Source organism: Microcoleus sp. B13-B6 (assembly GCF_036705405.1).
GTDB lineage: Bacteria > Cyanobacteriota > Cyanobacteriia > Cyanobacteriales > Microcoleaceae > Microcoleus.
Genome location: NZ_JAUBUJ010000125.1, coordinates 1 through 22297, shown reverse-complemented (window position 1 = coordinate 22297; position 22297 = coordinate 1). Strand labels below are relative to the sequence as shown.

Annotated in this window: 28 protein-coding genes and 1 pseudogene; 18 read left to right on the top strand and 11 right to left on the bottom strand. The window is 47.1% G+C overall.

Annotation, left to right across the window (positions count from 1 at the left end; translation table 11 throughout):
- Positions 1 to 134: 134 nt before the first annotated feature.
- The 6 genes from atzF (at position 135) to QUB35_RS34680 (ending at position 6899) form a co-directional block, all read left to right on the top strand.
- Positions 135 to 1949, top strand: coding sequence for an allophanate hydrolase (gene atzF / locus QUB35_RS34705; protein ID WP_333146911.1), 1815 nt, complete (start codon positions 135 to 137; stop codon positions 1947 to 1949).
- Between the two features lie 40 nt (positions 1950 to 1989).
- Complete coding sequence (locus QUB35_RS34700; protein ID WP_333146909.1) at positions 1990 to 2760, top strand: calcium-binding protein; 771 nt, start codon at positions 1990 to 1992, stop codon at positions 2758 to 2760.
- 279 nt (positions 2761 to 3039) lie between these two features.
- The gene (gene truB, locus QUB35_RS34695; RefSeq protein ID WP_333146907.1) at positions 3040 to 3984 is read left to right on the top strand and encodes a tRNA pseudouridine(55) synthase TruB; all 945 of its coding nucleotides are present in this window, start codon (positions 3040 to 3042) and stop codon (positions 3982 to 3984) included.
- A gap of 149 nt (positions 3985 to 4133) precedes the next feature.
- The gene (gene yidD / locus QUB35_RS34690) at positions 4134 to 4364 is read left to right on the top strand and encodes a membrane protein insertion efficiency factor YidD (protein ID WP_333146905.1); all 231 of its coding nucleotides are present in this window, start codon (positions 4134 to 4136) and stop codon (positions 4362 to 4364) included.
- Between the two features lie 216 nt (positions 4365 to 4580).
- Positions 4581 to 5795: a response regulator gene (locus QUB35_RS34685; RefSeq protein WP_333146903.1), complete on the top strand. Its 1215-nt coding sequence runs from the start codon at positions 4581 to 4583 to the stop codon at positions 5793 to 5795.
- Between the two features lie 105 nt (positions 5796 to 5900).
- Positions 5901 to 6899 carry a glycosyltransferase gene (locus QUB35_RS34680; protein WP_333146901.1) on the top strand — a complete coding sequence of 333 codons (999 nt, stop codon included), beginning with the start codon at positions 5901 to 5903 and terminating at the stop codon, positions 6897 to 6899.
- A 115-nt stretch (positions 6900 to 7014) separates the two neighbouring features.
- On the opposite strand, the gene QUB35_RS34675 is transcribed toward QUB35_RS34680, so the two are convergent.
- From QUB35_RS34675 to QUB35_RS34640, 8 genes are all read right to left on the bottom strand, one after another.
- On the bottom strand, positions 7015 to 7191 hold the full coding sequence (locus QUB35_RS34675; RefSeq protein ID WP_333146899.1) for a hypothetical protein: 177 nt from the start codon (positions 7189 to 7191) through the stop codon (positions 7015 to 7017).
- 31 nt (positions 7192 to 7222) lie between these two features.
- Positions 7223 to 7795 (bottom strand): Uma2 family endonuclease, encoded by a 573-nt coding sequence (locus QUB35_RS34670; RefSeq protein ID WP_333146917.1) that lies wholly within the window; start codon positions 7793 to 7795, stop codon positions 7223 to 7225.
- 340 nt (positions 7796 to 8135) lie between these two features.
- Positions 8136 to 8465 (bottom strand): iron-sulfur cluster assembly accessory protein, encoded by a 330-nt coding sequence (locus QUB35_RS34665; protein ID WP_333146897.1) that lies wholly within the window; start codon positions 8463 to 8465, stop codon positions 8136 to 8138.
- Positions 8466 to 8609: 144 nt separating this feature from the next.
- Entirely contained in the window at positions 8610 to 9029 is a 420-nt protein-coding gene (locus QUB35_RS34660; RefSeq protein WP_333106380.1) for a phosphomannose isomerase type II C-terminal cupin domain, read from the bottom strand.
- 277 nt (positions 9030 to 9306) lie between these two features.
- Entirely contained in the window at positions 9307 to 10296 is a 990-nt protein-coding gene (locus tag QUB35_RS34655) for a Fic family protein (protein ID WP_333146894.1), read from the bottom strand.
- 106 nt (positions 10297 to 10402) lie between these two features.
- A complete protein-coding gene (locus QUB35_RS34650) occupies positions 10403 to 10756 on the bottom strand; it encodes a DUF5615 family PIN-like protein (RefSeq protein WP_333146892.1) in 354 nt (117 codons plus the stop codon).
- A gap of 3 nt (positions 10757 to 10759) precedes the next feature.
- Positions 10760 to 11086: a DUF433 domain-containing protein gene (locus QUB35_RS34645; protein WP_333146890.1), complete on the bottom strand. Its 327-nt coding sequence runs from the start codon at positions 11084 to 11086 to the stop codon at positions 10760 to 10762.
- 101 nt (positions 11087 to 11187) lie between these two features.
- Positions 11188 to 11400, bottom strand: a complete 213-nt coding sequence (locus QUB35_RS34640) for a DUF433 domain-containing protein (RefSeq protein WP_333146888.1) — start codon at positions 11398 to 11400, stop codon at positions 11188 to 11190.
- 202 nt (positions 11401 to 11602) lie between these two features.
- On the opposite strand from QUB35_RS34640, the gene gltB reads away from it, so the two are divergent.
- From gltB to QUB35_RS34590, 10 genes are all read left to right on the top strand, one after another.
- Positions 11603 to 16189, top strand: a complete 4587-nt coding sequence (gene gltB, locus QUB35_RS34635; protein WP_333146886.1) for a glutamate synthase large subunit — start codon at positions 11603 to 11605, stop codon at positions 16187 to 16189.
- A 266-nt stretch (positions 16190 to 16455) separates the two neighbouring features.
- Entirely contained in the window at positions 16456 to 16779 is a 324-nt protein-coding gene (locus QUB35_RS34630; protein WP_333146884.1) for a DUF433 domain-containing protein, read from the top strand.
- Positions 16776 to 17126, top strand: coding sequence for a DUF5615 family PIN-like protein (locus tag QUB35_RS34625; protein WP_106332322.1), 351 nt, complete (start codon positions 16776 to 16778; stop codon positions 17124 to 17126). The genes QUB35_RS34630 and QUB35_RS34625 overlap by 4 nt, the downstream gene beginning before the upstream one ends.
- 134 nt (positions 17127 to 17260) lie before the next feature.
- Positions 17261 to 17731 carry a hypothetical protein gene (locus QUB35_RS34620; RefSeq protein ID WP_333146880.1) on the top strand — a complete coding sequence of 157 codons (471 nt, stop codon included), beginning with the start codon at positions 17261 to 17263 and terminating at the stop codon, positions 17729 to 17731.
- A gap of 62 nt (positions 17732 to 17793) precedes the next feature.
- A complete protein-coding gene (locus QUB35_RS34615; RefSeq protein WP_333146878.1) occupies positions 17794 to 18042 on the top strand; it encodes a DUF4926 domain-containing protein in 249 nt (82 codons plus the stop codon).
- Positions 18043 to 18186: 144 nt separating this feature from the next.
- Positions 18187 to 18441, top strand: a complete 255-nt coding sequence (locus QUB35_RS34610) for a hypothetical protein (protein WP_333146877.1) — start codon at positions 18187 to 18189, stop codon at positions 18439 to 18441.
- On the top strand, positions 18438 to 18737 hold the full coding sequence (locus QUB35_RS34605) for a type II toxin-antitoxin system RelE/ParE family toxin (protein WP_333146875.1): 300 nt from the start codon (positions 18438 to 18440) through the stop codon (positions 18735 to 18737). Before QUB35_RS34610 ends, QUB35_RS34605 begins: the two co-directional genes overlap by 4 nt.
- A 22-nt stretch (positions 18738 to 18759) precedes the next feature.
- The gene (locus tag QUB35_RS34600; RefSeq protein ID WP_333146873.1) at positions 18760 to 18990 is read left to right on the top strand and encodes a type II toxin-antitoxin system RelN family antitoxin; all 231 of its coding nucleotides are present in this window, start codon (positions 18760 to 18762) and stop codon (positions 18988 to 18990) included.
- A gap of 28 nt (positions 18991 to 19018) precedes the next feature.
- Positions 19019 to 19876: a hypothetical protein gene (locus QUB35_RS34595; protein ID WP_333146871.1), complete on the top strand. Its 858-nt coding sequence runs from the start codon at positions 19019 to 19021 to the stop codon at positions 19874 to 19876.
- Positions 19877 to 20061: 185 nt separating this feature from the next.
- Complete coding sequence (locus tag QUB35_RS34590) at positions 20062 to 20271, top strand: element excision factor XisI family protein (RefSeq protein ID WP_333146915.1); 210 nt, start codon at positions 20062 to 20064, stop codon at positions 20269 to 20271.
- A 7-nt stretch (positions 20272 to 20278) separates the two neighbouring features.
- Here QUB35_RS34590 and QUB35_RS34585 read toward each other — a convergent pair whose 3' ends face one another.
- Together QUB35_RS34585 and QUB35_RS34580 are read right to left on the bottom strand one after the other, a co-directional pair.
- A complete protein-coding gene (locus QUB35_RS34585; protein ID WP_333146913.1) occupies positions 20279 to 20428 on the bottom strand; it encodes a class II glutamine amidotransferase in 150 nt (49 codons plus the stop codon).
- 275 nt (positions 20429 to 20703) lie between these two features.
- Entirely contained in the window at positions 20704 to 21168 is a 465-nt protein-coding gene (locus QUB35_RS34580) for a GUN4 domain-containing protein (RefSeq protein ID WP_333146869.1), read from the bottom strand.
- 82 nt (positions 21169 to 21250) lie between these two features.
- On the opposite strand from QUB35_RS34580, the gene QUB35_RS34575 reads away from it, so the two are divergent.
- Positions 21251 to 21373: a hypothetical protein gene (locus tag QUB35_RS34575; RefSeq protein WP_333146867.1), complete on the top strand. Its 123-nt coding sequence runs from the start codon at positions 21251 to 21253 to the stop codon at positions 21371 to 21373.
- A 73-nt stretch (positions 21374 to 21446) separates the two neighbouring features.
- Positions 21447 to 22001: a GNAT family N-acetyltransferase gene (locus tag QUB35_RS34570; RefSeq protein ID WP_333146865.1), complete on the top strand. Its 555-nt coding sequence runs from the start codon at positions 21447 to 21449 to the stop codon at positions 21999 to 22001.
- A 226-nt stretch (positions 22002 to 22227) separates the two neighbouring features.
- Here the strand turns inward: QUB35_RS34570 and QUB35_RS34565 are convergent.
- Positions 22228 to 22297, bottom strand: a pseudogene (locus tag QUB35_RS34565) (photosystem II protein D1); the annotation flags it as partial.

The window sequence follows — 22297 nt, the reverse complement described above, 5'->3', positions numbered from 1 at the left end:
AGGCTCTTTCTGCCCATTCTTGTGACTACTTTCCTATGCCTGACCTCATTCCCGAATTTCAGACCTGAATCCTTACGTCAAATCTTCAATCTAAAATCTAAAATCTAAAATCTAAAATCGACTGACCGTGCACTATGGAAAAATTTAACTACAGCAACAGTCTTGACATTCATTCACTGCTCGATCGCTACCGCACAGGCTCGATCGCGCCTGCAGATACGATCGCCAGCGTGTACGATCGGATCGAACGCTATGCAGATCCGGCAGTATGGATTTATTTAGCACCACAGGCAGAAACCCTCGAACGGGCCAAAGCCTTGGAAAACCTAGACCCGCAACAATTGCCGCTCTACGGAATACCTTTTGCGATCAAAGATAATCTCGATTGGGCGGGCGTTCCGACTACGGCGGGATGTCCTGCGTTTGCTCGCACTCCAGCGCGATCGTCCGCAGTCGTAGAGCGTTTGTGCGCGGCAGGTGCGATCGCGATCGGCAAAACAAACATGGATCAATTTGCCACAGGATTAGTGGGAACCCGCACGCCCTATGGAGTTTGTCGCAATCCGTTCGATCGGCGCTACATTCCGGGCGGATCGAGTTCGGGTTCCGCCGCAGCAGTCTCCGCCGGATTGGTGAGTTTTGCTCTGGGTACCGATACCGCAGGATCGGGGCGGGTTCCCGCTGCTTTTACCAACATTGTCGGGCTGAAGCCCAGTTGCGGCTCGATCGGCACTCGCGGCTTACTGCCGGCAGTGCGATCGCTCGATTGCGTTTCTGTGTTCGCTCTCACCTGTGCGGATGCGGCCTCCGTGCTGCAAGTAGCCAGCGGTTTTGACGCTGAGGATGCGTTTTCTCGTCGCCCTGAAACGAAAGTTTTGCCGGATTTATCCCGCTTGCGGGTGGGAGTTCCCGGAGACGGCGAACTCGAATTTTTTGGGAATGCAGAAGCCGAACAGCGCTACCGAGAGGCTCTGGTGCGCTTGCAATCATTGGGCTGCACGATCGCACCTATTGACTTCAAACCCTTTGCGGATGCTGCCGAACTGCTCTACGGCGGGCCTTGGGTAGCAGAAAGGTTGGCCGCGATCGGCGATTTCCTCGACGCGCACCCAGAGGATATCGATCCGATCGTCTACGAAATTATCAGCGGCGGCAAACGCTACGATGCCGTCTCTGCCTACCGCGCATCGTACCGGTTGGCAGAACTCCGCAAGCTTGCAGAAATTCAGTGGCAGTCAATGGATGTGTTGGCGGTACCCACGACAGGTACGATTTATACTGTCGCAGAAGTTGCAGCCGAGCCGATCGCGCTCAACACCAATCTGGGGCGCTACACGAACTTTGCGAATTTGCTCGATTTGTGCGCGATCGCAGTTCCCAGCGGGTTTCAAAGCAGCGGATTGCCCGCAGGATTGACACTGATGGCTCCAGCGTGGCACGATTTATCGCTCTGCAGCCTGGGATCTGCTTTCCACGCTAGCTTGGGGGGAACTTTGGGCGCAACCGGTCTGCCGCTGCCAACCCTCCCGGAACCCGCCATCCCAGCCAAATATTCCTCAGAAGGACGAGTCAAAATAGCCGTAGTTGGCGCTCATTTGAGCGGTGAGCCGCTGAATTATCAATTAATTGAGGGGGGAGGCATTTTGGTTCGCGCCTGCCGTACCAGCCCGATTTACAAGCTGTACGCTTTGACGGGTAATGCTCTGGGCAAGCCGGGATTGGTGCGTCAGATAGAGGGCGGTAGCGCGATCGAGGTGGAAGTTTGGGAGTTGTCGATCGCGGCTTTCGGCGGATTTGTCGCTAAAATTCCCCCGCCCTTGGGAATTGGTACGCTGGTCTTGGAGGACGGCTCGACGGTGCAGGGCTTTTTGTGCGAACCTTATGCTGTGGCGGATGCGATCGATATTTCTCATCTCGGCGGTTGGCGAGCATATAACTTCCGGTTTTAGGCTAAGTTAGAATGGCAAATTTCTACCCATCTTCAGAATCATGCCACCAGCAGTGCCAATTCGACCAATTCCCGTCACAACCCCAACCCCCACCGGCGGTACCAGTCCCGGAGGGGCACCTGGCGGTACCAGTCCCGGAGGGGCACCTGGTGGCACTCGCGGCACCAGCGGCCCCGACTCCCTCAGAGGTACTGCGGGCGCTAACTTGATATTTGGTTTAGGAGGCCCTGACAGCATTTTTGGCTTAGCCGCAGACGATTCCCTCTACGGCGGCGACGGCGATGACTCACTGCTGGGCGACGTTGGCAATGATTTGCTGTTCGGCGGTGCGGGCCGCGACAGCGTTTTGGGCGGCGCCGGCGGCGATACTTTCTACGGCGGCAAAGGTTCTGACTCAATGCTGGGCGAGGAGGGTAATGATTTGCTGTTTGGCAACCAAGACACCGATACTTTGTTGGGTGGCGCGGGCGATGACTCGCTTTTTGGAGGTGCCGGCGATGACTCGCTGTTTGGTGGCATCGGCAATGACTGTTTATCGGGCGATCGCGGCCGAGATAGTTTAACTGGCGGCGCCGGAAACGATACTTTTGCGATCGGGCGTTTGGCAGACGGGGACGTGATTACAGATTTTACTGATGGTACCGATCGGATTCGCTTGGCTGCCGGCCTTACTTTTGGCGAACTCACCATTTCCGCTGGAACCGGAACTTCGCCGAGTACAATTATTCAGCTTACAAGCACCAAGGAAACTCTGGCTACTTTATTCGGAGTTACCCGCACTTCAATCACTCAGGCAGACTTTATTCTTTAATTGGGAATTGTTGACGGTTGACTGTTGGCGGTTGACGGTTGACGGTTGACGGTTGACGGTTGACGGTTGACTGATACAAAATCCGGGTTTGCTAACCATTTTATGAGACTCGGTGCTTGAAACCGCTTTTGACCTCAAACTACACAAACGAAGTCTGCCTCCGCAAACTAAGATAGAGAAAGTTATTTAAGCAGGATTGGGTATGACAAATAACAAATAACAAATAACCAATAACAACTGACTAATGATTACTGACTACTGACTACTGACTACTGACTAATGACTACTGACGGTTTTCTCAATCTCAACAAACCTGCGGGCATGACATCTCACGACTGCGTGGGGCGAGTGCGCCGGCTATTGAAACTCAAGCGAGTCGGACACGGAGGAACCCTAGATCCTGCTGTGACTGGCGTTTTGCCGATCGCCCTGGGCAAAGCAACCAGACTGCTGCAATTTCTCCAACACAATAAAGCTTACCGAGGCACAATTCGCTTTGGCTTAACTACTGCTACTGACGATTTAGAAGGAGAAATTATCCATTCTCGACCGGTGCCAGAGTTAAGTTTGGAACAAGTGCAAGCTGCACTCCCAAAATTCCTAGGAAAAATCGAGCAATTTCCGCCGAGTTTTAGTGCGGTTCAGGTGGGAGGAAAACGCCTTTATGAGTTAGCTAGAAAAGGCGAAACTGTGGAAGTTGCTGCTAGGAAAGTAGAGGTTTTTCGGCTGGAAATATTGGATTGGCGGCCGGGGGATTTTCCTGAATTGGATTTGTCGATCGCCTGCGGGGCGGGTACTTACATTCGGGCGATCGCGCGGGATTTGGGGGCGGTGTTGAATACAGGCGGTACTTTGGCTTGTTTGACTCGCACCGAAAGTAGCGGTTTTTCGATCGAGGAAAGTCTAACTTTTGAACAATTGGAACTGCAATTGCAGGAGGATAAATTCTGCCCAATTTTGCCATCGGCGGTTTTGGGACATTTAGGCGCGATCGTCCTTTCCCCTGAATATACCAAACGCTGGTTTCAAGGACAGCGCCTCCCGATTCCCGAAACGCCGATCATCGGGCCCTATGAGGAAAGTAGCAACCATCCCCCCCACAACCCCATACCCCAACCTCCCTATGCCTTGCAGGTTTACGATCGAGACGGTAATTTTTTAGGTATCGGTCAAGTAGCGAACTCAGAGACAAGTACCATATTATCTCCTCAAATTGTGCTTTAAGTATCTAAAATAAAGATGAAAAAAGGTATAATTGGTACAGGAAAAGTTGGCGGAACTCTAACCGCTGGGAATCCCCTAGATTCACCTAGCTTACAGCGGTACGGGACGAGATTGACCTATTAATCTAATCAATCGCTGAGGTAAAAATTGTGAAAATATTGCTGATCGGATTAATCCGAGGCTACAAAATGGGGATTTCTCCTTACCTGCCTAACGCCTGTAGATTTCAGCCAACTTGTTCGCAATACGCGATCGAAGCAATAGAAAGATTTGGGCCCGCCCGCGGCAGCTCGTTGGCAGTTAAGCGGATTTTGCGATGTCATCCTTTTCATCCAGGAGGTTACGATCCAGTACCTCCCACAGATAGCGAGGGCGATTAGTTATTAGTCAAAAATAGTATTTTAGTTATTAGTTAATAGTGCAAATAGGCGTTACATCCTCATGGCTAAAACTACCGAGGGTAATCACTCCCTAAGAGGGTTAAATTCGCACAATTAGTGGTGTTTCTTAACCCAAATTCAGTAATATTACTGTTATCTTTCAAAACTCAGCAGCTCTATAATGGTACAAACAGAGTACAGGGGATGCGAGTTGATATGTCTGCTACCGCAATCGGATACAAAATGTTGTCCCATACTCTGGCTGTACTCAGCCAGAAACAAGCAACGGGGAAACTGGTGTTAGAGCAAGGGGAACAACAGTGGCAGCTTTACTTTTTTCAGGGTAGTTTGGTTTATGCCACAGGAGGAGCGCACAGAGCGAGGCGCTGGTACAGGGCGATCGGGCAACACTGTCGAAACTTTCAAGTGGATCTCAGAGACCTCGATGCTGGAGAACTGTGGGAATATCAACTGCTTCAGCGAGGGATAGCAGCCAGCGAAATGAGTCTGGAACAAGCTAGGGCGATCGTCCACACCAGCCTTTCGGAAGTGTTATTTGCTCTGATCGGTCAATCGGGTTTGCGCCGGGAGTGGCGTCCGTCCCAGAAATATTTTTCTACCATTACCTCTTCTTTGCTGCTGTCTTTAACAGAAGTAGAGAAAGTTCTGTGTTGTACAGAAGAAATTTGGCAGAAGTGGAAAGCAATGGGTTTGTGGCTGGTAGATCCAGAACAAGCACCACTTTTAAAAGCGTCGGCCCATTTACAGGAAAATCGATTTAGTTCTAATTCTTTGATCGCATTAGCTAACGTATTCAACGGCGAGAATACTCTTTGGGATATTGCATTTAAGAAAAAGCAGTGCGTGACAGTAGCAACTCGCGCTTTAGTTAATTACATCAAGCAGGGTTTAGTAAATTTCCGAACAGTCCCAGACTTGCCGTCGCCTATAGAACAGTGGCGCCTGGCCGCGGCGATCGCAGGGCCGGGTCGCCCTTTGATTGCTTGTATCGATGACAGTCCGACAGTATGCGAATTTTTAGAGCAAATTTTATTGCCGGCGGGGTATCGAGTCCTAAAAATTCAAGACCCGATGCAGGGAGTGGGCATCATCTCCAAACAGAAGCCTGCTTTAATTTTTATGGACGTGGTGATGCCGAAGACAAGCGGCTTTGCTTTGTGCAATTTTTTGCGAAAGACACCTGCTTTTCGCGAAACTCCGATCGTGTTTTTGACCGGTCAAGACAGTATAATTGACCGCACGCGGGCGAAATTGACCGGTGCTTCCGATTTTTTGAGCAAGCCAGCCAATCCCGAACAGGTTTTACAAATAGCTGACAAGTATTTGAAGGTAAAAGGCGATCGCCACCCTTCAGCAATTCGCCCCCAAGATTTACTCCATTCACGACAACTTACCCTGGCAAATTCTTGAACCCAAATTAATGAACACAATAACCCCTTGCTGGGTGCGTCAGTTCCTGACGCACCCTACGCTCATTGTAAAATAAAGACGCAATCGAATTTAAGATAATTAATTATGAGTAATGTTACGATCGATCGCACCCCGCAGGTGAGCGTAGTAATTCCGGCTTACAACTGTGCGGATTACGTCGGCCAAGCCGTCGATAGCGTTCTGCACCAAACCTATACTAACTGGGAAATTATTGTAGTAGACGACGGCTCCAAAGATGACACTAGATTAGTTTTAGAGAAATATGGCGATCGAATTCGCTACATTCACCAACAAAATCAAGGAGTTTCGATTGCCAGAAATCACGGCATCGAGCTAGCGCGAGGAGAATTTATCGCCTTTCTTGATGCTGACGACTACTTTTTCCCCGACAAATTATCAGCACAAATGGCTGTATTTGCAGCGCGACAAAATCTAGGAATAGTTCACAGCGGCTGGCGTCTAGTTAATAGTATAGGCGAACCGCTAAAAGATGTCAAACCCTGGCAAAATGTTCCTAAATTAGACTTAGAAATGTGGCTGCGGTGGAAACCAGTATTACCCAGCGCGATGGTATTTCGCCGTCACTGGTTAGAGCGCGCCGGCGGATTTGATCCTCGATTTCCCCCAGCGGAAGATACAGATTTAGTGCTGCGTTTAGCCTTAATGGGATGCGAAGCAGAGTGGTTGCAGCAAGTAACTGTTTGCTACCGCCAGCACGAACAAAGCGCCATGTACAAAGGTTTACCGCAGGCTAAATCCCTCGCCGCAGTGATGGACAATTTTTTTGCCCGCCCGGAGTTGCCGGCTAAAATACGTTTGTTGGAAAAGCAAATTAAGTACAGTACCTTAGTGTGGATTGCTTGGTATTTGTACCGCACCGGTCATTCTGTTGAGATGATAGAGTTTTTGCAGCGTTCTTGGAATTATACGCCTTATTTGCCTGTGGAAACAGTAATTAATTGGGCGGAAGCTTTCGCCGAGTTTTCGCAGGATGCGGGAAATGAATTGGATGCAGATTTATTAGCTCAATCTGCCGAGTGGCAGCAGTTAATGCAGTGGACTATTCTCGGTACACCAGCTTGATTAAAAGCTTTTCCATTGCACTCATATCGTTTACGGTTGCATAGGAATTATTTAACCGCAGAGAGCGCAGAGGACACAGAGGAAGAGAAGAGAGGCTTTTCGCATTGGGAGCATCTCATATTTGTAAAAATACTTCTTCTGGCTCCTTCCTTCTTCTGGCTCCTTCCTTCTTCCTCCTTCCTTCTTCCTCTTTCCTTCTTCCTCTTTCCTTCTGCCTCCTGCCTCCTGCCTCCTGCCTCAAAACTCCAATTTCTAGCGGAGGGCTGCAAAGGTGAGATGCTCCCTTTCGCATTTCTGGCTATGTAAAACCTGCATAAACTTTATTAGGCTTCAGTTTGAGTTTCTGCTTCAGTAAAAATTGGCGGCCACAGTTCAGCAATTGGCAATTCCCAACCAGGGAAAAGTTCGGGGACAGTCAAAATATCTTCATTTCCCAACACAATCGGTTCACCTTCCTGACGATAAACTGTTACAGTTTCTTCATCTGGATCGATCAAAATTCCTACTTGCGCTCCGAGTTCTAGGAAATTATGAATCTTTTTTTGGAGCGGTTTAATGCGATCGCTCTGTGATTTAATTTCTACTACCAAGTCGGGGACTAATTCTCCGAAATAACGGGGACTTTGCCTGAGACGTGCGGCGCGGACAAAAGAAACATCAGGGGCTGTGAGGTTAGCATCAGGTAAAATAAAGCCCCCTGCAGAGTCAAAAACTCGACCCAAACGACGGGGATTCACCCAAACAAAGAGAAAGGCACTCAAGCGAATGCCAATTTCACTAGATACAATGTCTGACGGGCCCACAATGATAATCTTCCCGCTTTCTAGTTCAACTTGGTAGTCTTGACCGGCTTCTTTGAAGGTTTTTTGGACTTTTTCTAAGTCTTTGAGTGTCATCATACGATTTTAGATTTTAGATTTTAGATTTTAGATTTTAGATTTTAGATTTTAGATTTTAGATTTTAGATTTTATAATTATCTGCAACTGACGCACTCTAAATCATATTGGTTATTGCTTATTTGGTCAGGTGCGTCAATCTATTTTAGATTTTAGAATTGAAGGATTCTCTGCAACTGACCAAGAATTTCAAAGGTGGTACCCGCCACGTGATTTATCCGTGGAATCAATCCCAAATCGCAAATCGCAAATCCTCAAGCCCCCGCATTTATCTCGCGCAAGTCAATCTAAAATCTAAAATCTAAAATCTAAAATCGATTGACGCACCCTACAGGTTGGTTATTCCTTGGCAGAAAAGGAGTTGCCGCAGCTACAGCTTTGGGCGGCATTGGGATTGTGAAATCGGAAACCTCCGCCCATCAAGTCTTCTGAATAATCCAAGGTGAGCTCATTGAGATATTTTAAGTGCTGGGGGTCGATCGCAACGGAAATTCCCTCCGACTCGCATACAGCGTCTTCTGGGGCTGGCCCATCGTCAAATGCCATTGTATAAGACAAACCGGAGCAGCCGCTCGATTCCACGCCCAGACGAAATAAAGCATTGGGGTTCGGATGCTTCGACTTGAGGCGCGTTACTTCTGTTGCTGCTGTTTTGCTCAGATGAATCATTATGAGTAATTGGTAATTGGTAATTGATAATTGGGAAGTAATGTTAAGTTTTGAAAATGTAGAGTGTGCCTAGCCCTCTACCTTACCCGGAGAATGTAGGGTGCGCCGCAGCGCACCTTACCCCTATATCTTTAGCAACTTGAGTTACTTAGCCTTTTCATTACGAGCATAATCGTCTTGAAAGCGGATAATATCATCTTCTCCGAGATATTCGCCATTCTGCACCTCAATTAAAACCAGGGGGATAACTCCCGGATTTTCCAGACGGTGAGAAGTGCACTGAGGAACGTAGGTAGACTGATTGGTAAACAGAACTTGTTCAGTTTCGCCGCAAGTAACTTTTGCAGTACCAGAAACCACAATCCAGTGTTCGCTGCGGTGGTGGTGCATTTGCAGGCTGAGGCGGTGTCCAGACTTAACTTCGATCCGCTTAATTTTATATCCTGGGCCTTCTTCTAGAGTCGTAAATGAGCCCCAAGGCCGCAATTCTGTAGCGGCTACTCCGTTGGGTGCTGCAGGTGCGTGCAGGGTAGATACTTGAGAAATTTCTTGAATCTGAACCATGATTTTCACTCCTTGAGGATTGCTTGCTGAATCCTTTGGTAAACGACGTTGTTTTTTGAGATTAACTAATCTATAGTTAAAACCGAAGCCCACCTGCGGGGACTGGTTAGCCGACTGTAGAGTTTTGCAAGATTTGTGCTCAGCCCGATCGACCTGCCTTAACAACCATAGCAAAAGCACCATAGTAGTTGTCACCTGTTATGGGTTCGATCGCCCCAATCTACATCAAATCTTTATCTGTGGCGGCTGGTTCTTGAATATTTATTAAAGGTGAATCCTAATCCAGCTCTTGAGACTGCTGCTGCAAAAATTCTAGCATCTCTTGATAGAAAGGCAGCCCTTGACCCAGGCTATCGCTAGCGGTTGCTAGGATTTGCAAGGTTTCGATCAGCGAGTATCGGGCCGCATCTACAATAAGATCGAGGAGGGGATCAATCCCAGAACCCTGCTGCTGTGCTTCTGCGATCGCATCGATGTAGGCAGCACGCACCTGGTTAGAGATAATGACAATGGGATATCCAGCCCGCAACAGCAGGAGATTCATTAATAGCCGTCCCGTCCGTCCGTTACCATCTCGAAATGGATGAATCGACACAAAGCGAAGATGTGCTTCGGCTGCATACTCTAACGGATGTAACGATTTGATTTTATCACTGTTGAGCCATTCGATAAATTCCGGCATCAAACCCGAAAGCAAATAATGAGGCGGATAGAGGTATTCAGTACCGGCGGCTTTGACATCTAACTGCCGATAGCGTCCAGCTTCCTCCGGGGCGTTAGCGAAGCCCTCGAAGAGGATCGCCCTTATAATTAAGTTGTGAATTTGTTTAATCTCCCATTCACCGATCGCGGTGTCCGATCGCGTTAGCATTTCAATATAGTCGATCGCATCTCGATGCCCGATGACTTCTAGGTGTTCGCGCAAAGTTTTGCCACCGACAGTAATGCCGGTTTCGAGGACTAATTCGGTTTCGCGTTGCGTTAAGGTGTTTCCCTCGATCGCATTAGAATGATAAGTGAACCGAACGTCGTAGAGTTTTTTCAATTCTGCAACCACAGTGGGAGAAAGCGGACGAAAGCTATCCAACCAGGCTTTGAGTCGATCGACTTGTTGCAATTTTTCAGAAAGATTCATCGCTGTTGAGAAGGCAAAATGCTGATGGAGGATGTCACCCAGACGCTGAGGATACAGTCGCACTAACAACGCCATAAAGTTATTATAGGCTTGATGGGTGATCGAGGATTGAGCGGTTGAGAAAAATTGCATAGGGAATCGGTATATTTGTCGGGAGATTATGGCGACTCCACTTTTGTGGCTAATGCTAATACTTCTCTAAGGTCGATTATAATCTGCTGGGGTAGTTGTTGAGCAATCAGCTTGTTTTCACGCTTGGTGGACGAATTACCCGAATCAATTTACCTGTGAGATTTTCGACAGTAGAAATAGCTTCATTAATCAGTGTAGCTTGTCTCTCAATATTCAAATCTTCTTTGCAAATAATGATACCTTTATGATCGGGTTGCAAACGGTGTAGGTGTCTAAAATCATCCCAATTGCGCGTCAAAACAGCTCGATTGTGGTTAATAGCAAAAGCTAACACATCTTCATCAGGCATCCCCAGTCCACCATTTCCAGCTTCCTGCACTGTCAAAACATCGTGACCACAAATTCGCAGTAATTCCACGATTACCAGTGGAAAATTTTCATCTGCATAAAGACGCACCATTTGTTAATCTTCCTCATTTCTAGCGATGGCTGCTTCAATTTCCTCTGGGTGTGCCTCAGCATAAGCCCAAGCATTTGCCAAATCTGCTGCACTCAAATGAGGAAAGTCTTGCAAAATTCGCACATCACTTGCACCCAGAAGGCGATAATTTACCATCGACCAAATAGGTATGCGAGTCTTCGCAATTCTAGCATCGCCGCCACACACGCCCGGAGTTTTTTCAATTCCTTGCCAGGTATTGCTTAAACTTTGAGCTAATAGCTGTATTGCCTGAGTTTTTTCACTGGGAGTTAAGGCTAAGAGTTGTTTTTCTAATTCTTTCAGTGTCATTTTTTACAATCTCAATCATTATTACTCATCTCTCTCTTCTCTTCCTCTGCGCTCTCTGCGCTCTCTGCGGTTAAAAAAAAATCCCAATATCAATTTATCATCTAATTACCAACAAGCTGTCTTTCAGCCTCTTCCAGCAAGGCGATAACTTGCTCTTTAGTCACAGTTGGAAATCCATCCAAAAAATCATCAATTGATTCTCCTGCTTTCAGATAGTCCAGAAGTGTTTGTACTGGAACCCTAGTACAAGCAAATACTGGAGTTCCGCCCATAATCTCAGGAGACGCGCTAATAATTGAAGAGTGTTTAAGCATAAATCTTTAGATTTTCGGGTTCCATAGTTAACTCATCGGCTGTAACTATTTTTTCACGCTAGCTCGATCGCATCAGCTTTGATTTTTTCGTGCATCTACCCAATGCAGTAGATCCACCTATAATAAATGATACTAGATCGATCGGCATCCCACCATCTACTCTAGATCAACATCTTTTCACCACTTTGAGAGACACATCAAAATGAACAACAACGGACTGCCACAAAAGCAAGGCCTGTACGATCCGCAGTTCGAGCACGACGCTTGCGGAGTCGGATTCATCGTACACATCAAGGGTAACAAATCCCACGAAATTGTCGAGCAGGCACTAACAATCCTGCTGAACCTCGACCACCGAGGCGCGTGCGGCTGCGAACCGAACACCGGAGACGGGGCGGGGATTTTGATGCAGGTACCCCACAAGTTTCTCAAAAAAGTAACGGCGGGCCTAAACATCGAACTTCCCGAAGCCGGCGAGTACGGCGTTGGCGCGATTTACTCGTCGCCAAATCGAACTGAACGCGAAAACGGCAAACGCATTTTTGAGGAAATCGCCGCCGAAGAAGGCCAAGAAGTGCTCGGCTGGCGCGATGTTCCCACGGACAACTCCTCCCTCGGCGACACCGCCAAATCTAGCGAACCCTTCATGCAGCAAGTGTTCCTCCGGCGGGCCGCAGGTATTGACGAGGCGGCTTTCGAGCGGAAACTGTACGTCATCCGCAAACGGGCTCACAACGCCATCCGCAGGACGGAAGTAGACCCCTACTGGTACAATTCCACTCTCTCCTGCCGGACGATCGTCTACAAGGGTATGTTAATGCCAGTGCAAGTCGGCGATTACTATCCCGAACTGCACGACCCGGACATGGAAAGCGCTCTAGCCCTAGTTCACTCGCGCTTCAGCACGAATACTTTTCCGAGCTGGGAACGATCGCACCCTTACCGCTACATCGCCCACAACGGCGAAATTAACACGATGCGCGGCAACATTAACTGGATGCACGCGCGACAATCGCTGTTTGAGTCGGAACTATTCGGCGATGACTTAAAGAAAATCCCCAATTTAATCAATATCGAAGGCAGCGACTCAACGATTTTTGACAATGCTTTGGAATTGCTGAATTTGGCCGGGCGTTCTTTGCCGCACGCTGTAATGATGATGATTCCCGAACCTTGGACAGCCCACGAGTCCATGAGTGACGAGAAAAAAGCTTTCTACGAATACCATTCTTGCTTGATGGAACCTTGGGACGGCCCAGCTTCGATCGCATTTACCGATGGTACATCGATCGGGGCCGTGCTCGATCGCAACGGTTTGCGCCCTTCCCGCTACTGCGTTACCAAAGACGACTTGGTAATTATGGCATCGGAAGCCGGAGTTTTGCCCATCGCCCCAGAACGAATTGTATCAAAAGGTCGCTTGCAACCGGGGCGGATGTTCCTAGTAAATACTGAGGAAGGCCGCATCGTCTCTGACGAGGAAATTAAGACCAAAATCGCCACAGAACACCCGTACCGCCAGTGGATCGACCAGCACATGGTCGAAATCGCCAAACTGAAAGATGCACCGACAGTAGCAGAATCCCATCCCGAAACATTATTGCAGCGGCAAATGGCCTTTGGCTACACCTTTGAAGAACTGCGGTTGCTGTTAGCACCGATGGCGAAAGATGGCGTGGAAGCTGTCGGCGCGATGGGTGCGGATACGCCGCTGGCGGTGCTTTCCAACCGGCCAAAACTGCTTTATGAATACTTCCAGCAGTTGTTTGCTCAAGTTACCAATCCGCCAATCGATTCTATCCGCGAAGAAATTGTAACTTCTGCCGAAACTACGATCGGCGCTGAACGCAATTTGCTCAAACCAGAACCGGAAAGCTGTCATTTGATTGAACTGAAAACGCCAATTCTCAGCAATGAAGAATTAGCTAAGCTCCAACACGTAAATGAGGGCAATTTCAAGTCATTCACCGTGCCGATTTTGTTTGACCCCAAAAGCGGCGTAAAAGGTCTAGAACAAGCGTTAGACGAGGTTTTTGCAGCAGCAGACAGCGCGATCGCCTCCGGGGTGAATATCATCATTTTGAGCGATCGGGGGATCAGTCCAGACAAAGCCCCAATTCCGGCGCTGCTGGCAGTTGCGGGCCTGCACCACCACTTGATCCGTAATGGTACGCGCACGCGGGCGGGACTCGTGCTCGAATCCGGCGAACCGAGGGAAGTGCATCACTTTGCGACACTTATTGGATACGGTTGCGGCGCGATTAATCCGTATTTGGCATTTGAGACGATCGCCGATTCGATCCGCGAAGGATTGCTGCTAAATGTCGAGTACAAAACAGCTTGCAAAAACTACATCAAAGCCGCAACAAAAGGTGTGACGAAAGTTGCCTCGAAAATTGGGATTTCCACAATTCAAAGTTATCGCGGCGCGCAGATTTTTGAGGCGATCGGCTTAAACAAATCCGTAGTCGATAAATACTTTGCTTGGACAGCCTCGCGGATTGAAGGTGTAGACCTCGAAGTCATCGCCCAAGAAGCAATTTTGCGCCATACCCACGCATTCCCAGACCGCCCAGCCAGCGGACATACTCTCGATGTCGGCGGCGAATATCAGTGGCGGAAAGAAGGCGAGGCGCATTTGTTTAGTCCGCAGACAATTCACGCACTGCAAAAGTCGGTGCGCGAGGGCAGTTATACGCTTTTCAAACAGTATTCTGGGCTGGTTAATGAACAAAACCAGCAGCATTTTACCTTGCGCGGTTTGTTGCAATTCAAGCAGCGGGAATCGATACCGATTGAGGAAGTTGAGCCGATCGAATCTATTCTCAAACGCTTTAAAACTGGGGCGATGAGTTATGGTTCGATTTCTAAAGAAGCCCACGAATCTTTAGCAGTAGCGATGAACCGCATTGGTGGCAAATCGAACACCGGTGAAGGCGGCGAAGATCCCGATCGCTACACTTGGACGAACGATCGCGGCGACTCGAAAAACAGCGCGATCAAACAAGTTGCTTCCGGGCGTTTCGGCGTTACCAGCTTGTACCTTTCCCAAGCGCGGGAACTGCAAATCAAGATGGCGCAAGGCGCGAAACCCGGTGAAGGCGGACAGTTGCCGGGTAAAAAAGTATACCCGTGGATTGCCAAGGTGCGGAACTCGACTCCGGGTGTGGGATTGATTTCGCCTCCTCCTCACCACGACATTTATTCGATCGAAGATTTGGCCGAATTGATTCACGACTTGAAAAATGCCAACCGGGAAGCGCGGATTAGCGTGAAACTCGTGTCGGAAGTTGGAGTCGGGACGATCGCGGCCGGTGTTGCGAAAGCCCACGCCGATGTCGTGTTGATTTCCGGCTACGACGGCGGTACGGGCGCGTCGCCGCAGACTTCGATCAAACACGCCGGATTACCTTGGGAATTGGGACTGGCGGAAACTCACCAGACTTTGGTACTCAACAATCTCCGCAGCCGGATTGTCGTGGAAACTGACGGTCAAATGAAAACTGGCCGCGATGTAGTAATTGCTGCACTGCTTGGCGCTGAGGAATTCGGTTTTGCTACCGCGCCGCTGGTGACATTGGGCTGCATCATGATGCGCGTTTGCCACCTGAACACTTGCCCGGTGGGCGTGGCGACGCAAGACCCGCTTTTGCGGAAAAACTTTACCGGCGACCCCGAGCACACGGTAAACTTTATGACCTTCGTCGCGCAGGAAGTCCGGGAAATTATGGCGCAGTTGGGCTTCCGCACGCTGAATGAAATGGTTGGCCGCACTGATGTTTTGGAACCTCAGCAAGCGGTGGAACACTGGAAGGCTAAGGGTTTGGATTTCTCGAAAATCCTTTATCAGCCGGAAGTTGGGGCGGATGTCGGGCGCTATTGTCAGATGGCGCAGGATCACGGTTTGGAAAAGTCTCTCGACATGACTGTGTTGTTGGATTTGTGCAAAGGTGCGATCGAAAACGGTGAAAAAGTCCACGCCAAGCTGCCGATTACCAATGTCAACCGCGTTGTCGGCACAATTCTCGGCAACGAAATTACCAAACGCAACTGGGAAGGTTTGCCGGATGACACGGTGCACCTGCACTTCCAAGGCAGCGCTGGGCAAAGCTTTGGGGCTTTTGTGCCCAAGGGTGTCACCCTGGAGCTCGAAGGTGAAGCTAACGACTATTTGGGCAAAGGGCTCAGCGGTGGCAAAATCATCTTGTATCCGGCGGCTGCTTCCACCTTTGTCGCGGAAGAAAACGTGATTGTCGGTAACGTAGTGCTTTACGGCGCGACATCCGGCGAGGTTTTCATCCGAGGGATAGCGGGCGAACGTTTTGGGGTGCGTAACTCCGGCGTGAATGCGGTAGTTGAAGGTGTGGGCGATCACGGTTGCGAGTACATGACTGGCGGCAAAGTTGTAGTTTTGGGCGAAACCGGGCGCAATTTTGCAGCGGGTATGAGTGGCGGTGTTGCTTACATTTTGGATGAGGCGGGGGATTTTGCTACTCGCTGCAATATGTCGATGGTGGATTTGGAAAAATTGGAGGATGTTGAGGAAATTAGCGATTTGCGGCAGATGCTTCAAACTCACGTTGATTTGACTGGAAGTGCGAAGGCATCGAAGGTTCTGGCTGCGTGGGATGAGATGGTGCCGGTGTTTGTGAAGGTGATGCCGAGGGATTATAAGCGGGTGTTGCAGGCTATTGAAAGGGCGATCGCATCGGGTTTAAGCGGTGATGATGCGCTGACGGCTGCGTTTGAAGAAAACGCTCGCGATGTCGCTCGGATTGGGGGTAGTTAGGGTTCTGCGCTAGAATTCTACTCATGTAGCAAGGGTCTTTCTTGTTTGTAGCGAAGTCTAGATCCCCCCTAACCAAGGGCGGGCACGGGGGCACCGCCCCTACTAAGGGGGGGACAAGAACCTTCTCTCAAAGTCCCCCTTCTTAAGGGGGATTTAGGGGGATCTAGACTTTGCCTAAAAGCGACATTTATTGTGAATTTCTGTCTTAAGTTTTTACCAATCGGTTCTGTCTGGGAACGAGTAATGATCGTGAAAGTAGGTAAACTATGAGTGCAGCAATATTAACGACAAAACAGTACGTTGAAGAACAAGATGGTTGCTACCGCATCCTTGGGAAGCGCGTTTCTTTAGATTCAATTGTCTATGCTTTCCTGGCGGGACAATCCCCAGAAAGTATTGTTCAATCATTCCCTGTGCTGACGCTAGAAGAAGTTTATGGTGGGATTTCTTTTTATCTTGCTAACCGCCCAGCCATTGATGCTTATTTGTTTGAGGGAGAACAACTATTTGAAACCTTGAGAGAGCAAGCAAGGGAAAGTAACTCCTTACTTTATCAAAAACTCTACAGCGATCGCACCAGCCAGTTATGAAAATTCGCTTTCAAGCAGATGCAGATTTGAACCAAGCGATTGTGATGGGTATTGTGAGGCGCGAACCAACTCTTGATTTTCAAACATCAAACTTATCAAATTTAACTGGTTTGACTGATTTGGAAGTCTTGAATTTTGTAGCCCAAGAGGGTAGAGTTCTCGTTTCTCACGACAAAAGAACCATGCCAAGATATTTTGCTGAATTTGCTGCCACTCAAACCAGTTCGGGAGTGATTATTGTGTTACAAAGTTTCCCAATAGGCGAAGCAATCAACCATCTAATCAAGATATGGCAAACATCTGAAGCCGAAGACTGGGTTAATCGTATTGCATACTTACCTCTATAAAGTATGCTAGGTCGCCATTGATAAATTTCAGGTACAATTTAAGTAGTTTAATCATCCTCACCGAGATTTTGGTGACAAACCTGGTTTCTGAACCCCCATGCGCTCGCCTAAAATTATTAGATGATTAAGCAAAAATGAAGATTGTTGAACAGACTCAAACCCGTTTGCAACTAGAGGCTAAACCATTCACTGCTTGGTTTTTTGCATCGGCACAATTGATTGCTGGTCTTGCTTTTGCTTATGCCTATATAAGCACTATGCCTAACAGCAGCAACCAAGTCGCCCTAGCATCAATAGTTTTCCTCGGATTTAGTATATTGACTTTTATAAGAAGTAGTGTGGCTTCTATTATATTTGATAAGACAGTCAATCAACTTTTGTTAATTCGACGAGGTATTTTATGGAATAACCGAGAAGAATTTCCGATTTCGGAAATTTCAGCGGTTAGCTTAGTAGGATTTGGTGGACTAAATAGCGATAAATTTTGGGATATTGTAGTTAGTATTAGACAAGGAAGAAATACAGTGTCATTAGCAAACCCAAGTACAGACAAAGATAATTTGACAAGAATAACAGAAGTTATTAATGCTTTTTTGAATGACTAAAGTATGAGATGTGATTTAGCTGTACAATGCTCAAACTAGCTTGTTATAAAAATAAGGACAATATGAACTATCAACTTTATTCAGATGTCATCTTGCTGTGCAACCTTCCAGAAGAAGGACTTTATGCCGGCGATATCGGTACAGTTGTAGAACAGCATCACGTTGAAGGACTAGAAACAGGTTATAGCATTGAGTTCTTCGATCTGTTGGGAAACACAGTAGCAGTTGCCACGCTACCTGGAAGTTATTTGCGATCGCCCACAAGTGCAGATCGACCTACAGTTAGACTGGTTAATAGTTTTGCTGCGTAAGTAGAAGCAATTGTGCAATGGATAAACTAACTGAGTATCCCAAGCTAATTTAATTGAAGTCACCCCATAATTGCTGTCAACCCACCCGTGCGATATAATGTTGTTAGTGGATTGTAGAATAGCAATCAAAAAAAAGGGATAATTATGACCGTCGAACAAGCCATTTTGGAAAATGTGAAGGTCTTATCACCAGACCAGCAACAAGAAGTCTTAGCTTTCATCAAATTCTTGCAGTCCGATAAATGGGAAGATATCTATAAAGGACGGTTCAAAGAACTCCAGCAAGAAATTCGTCTGGGAATGGATGCCGCCGGGCGGGGTGAAGTAATCGATGCTGAAGATATGTTTCGGAGTTTGCGCTTAAAGCTACAACAACGTCGCACGCAAGCAGATATATGAATCGGATTTGTAGATTTACAATTCCGGCAAGTCGGGACATAGAAAGCATTATGGACTATATTGCCGATCGCAGCGGTTTCGATGCAGCAGAAAGCTTCCTGGACAGAATTAACGATAAGTGTCAAACGCTCTCGCAGTTTCCGAGTATGGGACGGAATCGCGATGAGTTAATGGAAAATGTACGGAGTTTTCCGATCGATGATTACCTGATTTTCTACAGTCCGATCGAAGCAGGAATTCAAGTTCTGCGGGTTGTTAGCGGCTACCGAGATTTAGAATATTTATTCTCTGAGTGAACTGTATCGAGTTTTTTATATTATGAAAGCGATTGAAACCACCGGAAAAATTGACGATCGAGGGATGCTTTGTATCGATCGACCCCTTGCTCTTGCCAGCCACAGCCGCGTTCGGATTATTGTTTTAGTGCCGGAAGACACTGACATCGATCCGGATGATGACCCCACTGAAACTGTCCTGGAAGGGCTTCAGCAAGGCTTCCATGAGGCAATTACCGGACAAACTCTCCCCTTGTCCCAACTGTGGAATTGATATAGAATTAGGGAAATCAACAAGCAAAATGATTCAATCCATACCGAAAATATCCATTAAACCTGGATACCGTCCCCAGTCGGATGATAAAACTCCTGAAGCTGATGCAATTGATTTTTACCTACTGCGGCAACTCACCAATTCCCAACGGTGGCAAATGGGGGCAAAATTAAATCGTTGGGCAAAAACTGTTAGCTTGCGCGGGATGAAAAAAGCTTGTCCCTCAACCTACAAAGAGCGATTTGCTCGATCGATATTAGGTAGCAAGTGGTTGCCAATTTTAACCCCCACCAGTGAGCCCTCTATGTGGACGCAAGACCCCAGCGAAATTGCTAGACTGTTGCACCCAATTTTTGAAACATTAGGTGTCTCTTATTATATTACAGGAGGCGTTGCCGCTTCTGTCTATGGCGACCCTAGAACAACACGCGATTTAGATTTAGTAATTGAATTGCTCCGGGACAATATTTTTCAATTAGTTGAAGCACTAGAAACGGCTGGTTTTTACTGCCCTCCGGGTTCGGTCAAAGATATTCAAGAGGGTAGAGGGATGGTGTTGAGCGTCACTCACATGACTTTAGTATTGAACGCTGATATTGTGCTGAATTCTAATACTGAATTCGATCGCTCAAAAATGGCAAGACGACGATTAGAAGCGCTTGACGAAGCTGGTGTAGAACAATTTTGGGTTGCTTCTCCTGAAGATATTGTGTTGGCAAAACTGCTCTGGCGGCAACAGTCTCAGTCTCAAAAACAATGGAATGATATTTTGGGAATTCTGAAAGTCCAATCTGAGAATTTGGATCGGGGTTACTTAACAGAGTGGGCCCAACAATTGGGATTGATTGATGATTTGAACCTAGCTTTTACTGAATCAGGGATTTGAGGCGATCGCAATTCGCGCAGTGCGATGGCAAAAAAGGTCGATCGATAGTATAGAAAATAGTGCAATGGATAAACTAACTGAGTATCCCAAAGTAATAGAGCATATTTTAACCGAGTATCTATAATTTTACCGCCCTCCTCAATCCGACCTCGAAACATTCTTAATTACCGACGAACAAAACGGTCATTTATTCTCCTATTATTCAATCTAAAATAGAAAATCGATGGGCTGTTTACGTTCGGATTCGCGATCGCAAATTCTGGATCGAGGAAGACTGGACAGAAGATGGGATTGCAACGGATTTGGTGCGCGCAGGGGTTCCCAAGGAAGATATCGTGTTGGCATTTCACGAACCGGGAATGCGGCAATACACCGATTTTGCAGCCGCTTCGTAGCGCTCATTTAACTTAACTCCAGCGGTTCCGAATAGACAGGCAAACCCTCCTGAAATACCAGCAATTCTACCGGTTTAATTTGCGTCCAAACTTCGTTATCAGTCAGGGGAAAAGTGGCAATAACAGCCACGCGATCGTCCTCATTTGTCAGCTCCAGAAAATCTACTTTTTCAACTGTTGCTGCGTCTTTTCCTGTAAATTTATAACTAGCTTCTAATACCTGTTTAGATAATTTATTGGATTTTTAAAATCTTTAAAATTAGAGTTATTGTGGTTAATCCCCCAATTTAGCCACCAAATCTTCACAAACAGGATTTGTCAAGTCACCGCCCAGAGTTCGTAATACGGTAGCGCCCAAAAATGCTGTAGTTAATAGCATTCCGAATAATTTATAGTCGATAGGAACTGGAAAGGATAGACTAAAAGCCAATTTTACAATTTACATTCAGCTATTCGCTTGAGAATTAACCTCCATCCAGCACTAGCAAAGCGAGCATTCCAGTACATCCAAAATGAAGTAGGAACCAGCCACGTTATCGGTAAATGCCCAACAGGAGCATCAATAGTATAATTAATTTTCTTGTAATCGATCCAATCTTTTTCACTACGCCAACCGACTCGATCGGCCAGAACAAAATAATCCTCATCCACTGCTTGATAGAGATTTGAGATCGCACTAAATCCGAAACGTCCACCACTCGCTTTAACCCAGAGCTGATCTATCTTTTTTAACTCGGAACATGGAAAATTTTGAATGTCGTTGGCTGTGAGTAGGCGATCTTGTCTGGAATCGGCCCCGGCAATTTGCAGCATTAGTTGTCTGGTTTCAATGTCGGCATCTTTCCAATCTTTCCGAGTCAGGAAGTGATGAAGTTGAGTGTAGTCAGTTGCGGTCATTAATTTTATGATTGGTTTTATATTGTAAGCAGAACTCCTAGAAGCCTCTCCTGAGCTCAACGCTGCCGATTTAGTCAACGTTTTGGCTGACGCCGATGCCCATCCTGAAAAAATTGCGATCGCATCGGGTTTAAGCGGTGATGATGCGCTGACGGCTGCGTTTGAAGAAAATGCTCGCGATGTGGCCCAGAGCCCCGGCAGTTAGGGTTCTGCGGTAGAATTCTACTCATCTAGCAAGGGGCTTAAAGCTCCTTGTGCGAGTTCTTACACACTATGCAATGGAATATCTAACTTTTAGAGAAGCCGATCGAGAGGACATACAGGCGATCGTCAATATTCACAATTCTCATGCGCGCCGTCAAAATACGTCGATCGAGCGCGGCTTTTTGCTAACACAAATTACTGAAGATGAGATTGTCCAAAGCTTAAATAATTCAGGCAGATATTTTGTGTCAGCTAAAACCGATGGGGAAATTCTAGGATTTGTGGCTATATCACAACCCAAAATATCTGATGAAATCTTGGATAAAATTATCTGGAAAGATGAGGTTTTTAAGAAAAGAGTCACAAGCGATCGGCATTTTTATCTCGAAAGAGTAGCAACCAAGTTAAATTGGATGGGTAGAGGTGTTGCTCAATTTATGTATAAAGAAATTTATCAACTTTTTCCAAATTCATTTATTTCGCTGTTTATTGTTACCCAGCCAATAGCTAATACTCGTTCCCTAATGTTTCACCAAAAACAGGGATTTGAACAAATAGGAACTTTGCAAATTGACCGATTTCTCGATTTAGAAAATTATGAATGTTTTGTGATGTTTAAAGAAACTTGAATTTATCATGAGTGAGTCTCCAAGCAGAAGCAGACATTAATCCAGCCTAACAGGAATTACCAAAAGCGAGGGAACTGTTATCTCCGCGAATTGCCATCTCAAATAACCTCGCTATAACTCCCTTGGCGGTTGTGATACTTCCCCTCCCCGCAGTAAAAATCTTTTTTCCCCAAACAAAAAGCGCCCCTATTTCTAGGAGCGCTTTTTGTCAATCTCAGACTAAAACTTAGCCATTGATAGAAGGAGCAACCAAAGCTACTGGAGTGACTTCACTAGCAGCCAAATCAAGCGGGAAG

Excerpts from the sequence above, each read along its gene's own strand:
- QUB35_RS34605 (WP_333146875.1), top strand. The coding sequence starts at position 18,438 with ATGAATCGGATTTGTAGATTTACAATTCCGGCAAGTCGGGACATAGAA.
- QUB35_RS34570 (WP_333146865.1), top strand. The coding sequence starts at position 21,447 with ATGGAATATCTAACTTTTAGAGAAGCCGATCGAGAGGACATACAGGCG.
- QUB35_RS34685 (WP_333146903.1), top strand. The coding sequence starts at position 4,581 with ATGTCTGCTACCGCAATCGGATACAAAATGTTGTCCCATACTCTGGCT.
- QUB35_RS34630 (WP_333146884.1), top strand. The coding sequence starts at position 16,456 with ATGAGTGCAGCAATATTAACGACAAAACAGTACGTTGAAGAACAAGAT.
- atzF (WP_333146911.1), top strand. The coding sequence starts at position 135 with ATGGAAAAATTTAACTACAGCAACAGTCTTGACATTCATTCACTGCTC.
- QUB35_RS34665 (WP_333146897.1), bottom strand. The coding sequence starts at position 8,465 with ATGATTCATCTGAGCAAAACAGCAGCAACAGAAGTAACGCGCCTCAAG.
- QUB35_RS34615 (WP_333146878.1), top strand. The coding sequence starts at position 17,794 with ATGAACTATCAACTTTATTCAGATGTCATCTTGCTGTGCAACCTTCCA.
- QUB35_RS34670 (WP_333146917.1), bottom strand. The coding sequence starts at position 7,795 with ATGACACTCAAAGACTTAGAAAAAGTCCAAAAAACCTTCAAAGAAGCC.
- QUB35_RS34620 (WP_333146880.1), top strand. The coding sequence starts at position 17,261 with ATGAAGATTGTTGAACAGACTCAAACCCGTTTGCAACTAGAGGCTAAA.
- QUB35_RS34700 (WP_333146909.1), top strand. The coding sequence starts at position 1,990 with ATGCCACCAGCAGTGCCAATTCGACCAATTCCCGTCACAACCCCAACC.
- QUB35_RS34655 (WP_333146894.1), bottom strand. The coding sequence starts at position 10,296 with ATGCAATTTTTCTCAACCGCTCAATCCTCGATCACCCATCAAGCCTAT.
- QUB35_RS34675 (WP_333146899.1), bottom strand. The coding sequence starts at position 7,191 with ATGCGAAAGGGAGCATCTCACCTTTGCAGCCCTCCGCTAGAAATTGGA.
- QUB35_RS34595 (WP_333146871.1), top strand. The coding sequence starts at position 19,019 with ATGATTCAATCCATACCGAAAATATCCATTAAACCTGGATACCGTCCC.
- QUB35_RS34625 (WP_106332322.1), top strand. The coding sequence starts at position 16,776 with ATGAAAATTCGCTTTCAAGCAGATGCAGATTTGAACCAAGCGATTGTG.
- QUB35_RS34580 (WP_333146869.1), bottom strand. The coding sequence starts at position 21,168 with ATGACCGCAACTGACTACACTCAACTTCATCACTTCCTGACTCGGAAA.
- QUB35_RS34680 (WP_333146901.1), top strand. The coding sequence starts at position 5,901 with ATGAGTAATGTTACGATCGATCGCACCCCGCAGGTGAGCGTAGTAATT.
- QUB35_RS34600 (WP_333146873.1), top strand. The coding sequence starts at position 18,760 with ATGAAAGCGATTGAAACCACCGGAAAAATTGACGATCGAGGGATGCTT.
- truB (WP_333146907.1), top strand. The coding sequence starts at position 3,040 with ATGACTACTGACGGTTTTCTCAATCTCAACAAACCTGCGGGCATGACA.
- gltB (WP_333146886.1), top strand. The coding sequence starts at position 11,603 with ATGAACAACAACGGACTGCCACAAAAGCAAGGCCTGTACGATCCGCAG.
- QUB35_RS34650 (WP_333146892.1), bottom strand. The coding sequence starts at position 10,756 with ATGGTGCGTCTTTATGCAGATGAAAATTTTCCACTGGTAATCGTGGAA.
- QUB35_RS34645 (WP_333146890.1), bottom strand. The coding sequence starts at position 11,086 with ATGACACTGAAAGAATTAGAAAAACAACTCTTAGCCTTAACTCCCAGT.
- QUB35_RS34640 (WP_333146888.1), bottom strand. The coding sequence starts at position 11,400 with ATGCTTAAACACTCTTCAATTATTAGCGCGTCTCCTGAGATTATGGGC.
- QUB35_RS34660 (WP_333106380.1), bottom strand. The coding sequence starts at position 9,029 with ATGGTTCAGATTCAAGAAATTTCTCAAGTATCTACCCTGCACGCACCT.
- QUB35_RS34610 (WP_333146877.1), top strand. The coding sequence starts at position 18,187 with ATGACCGTCGAACAAGCCATTTTGGAAAATGTGAAGGTCTTATCACCA.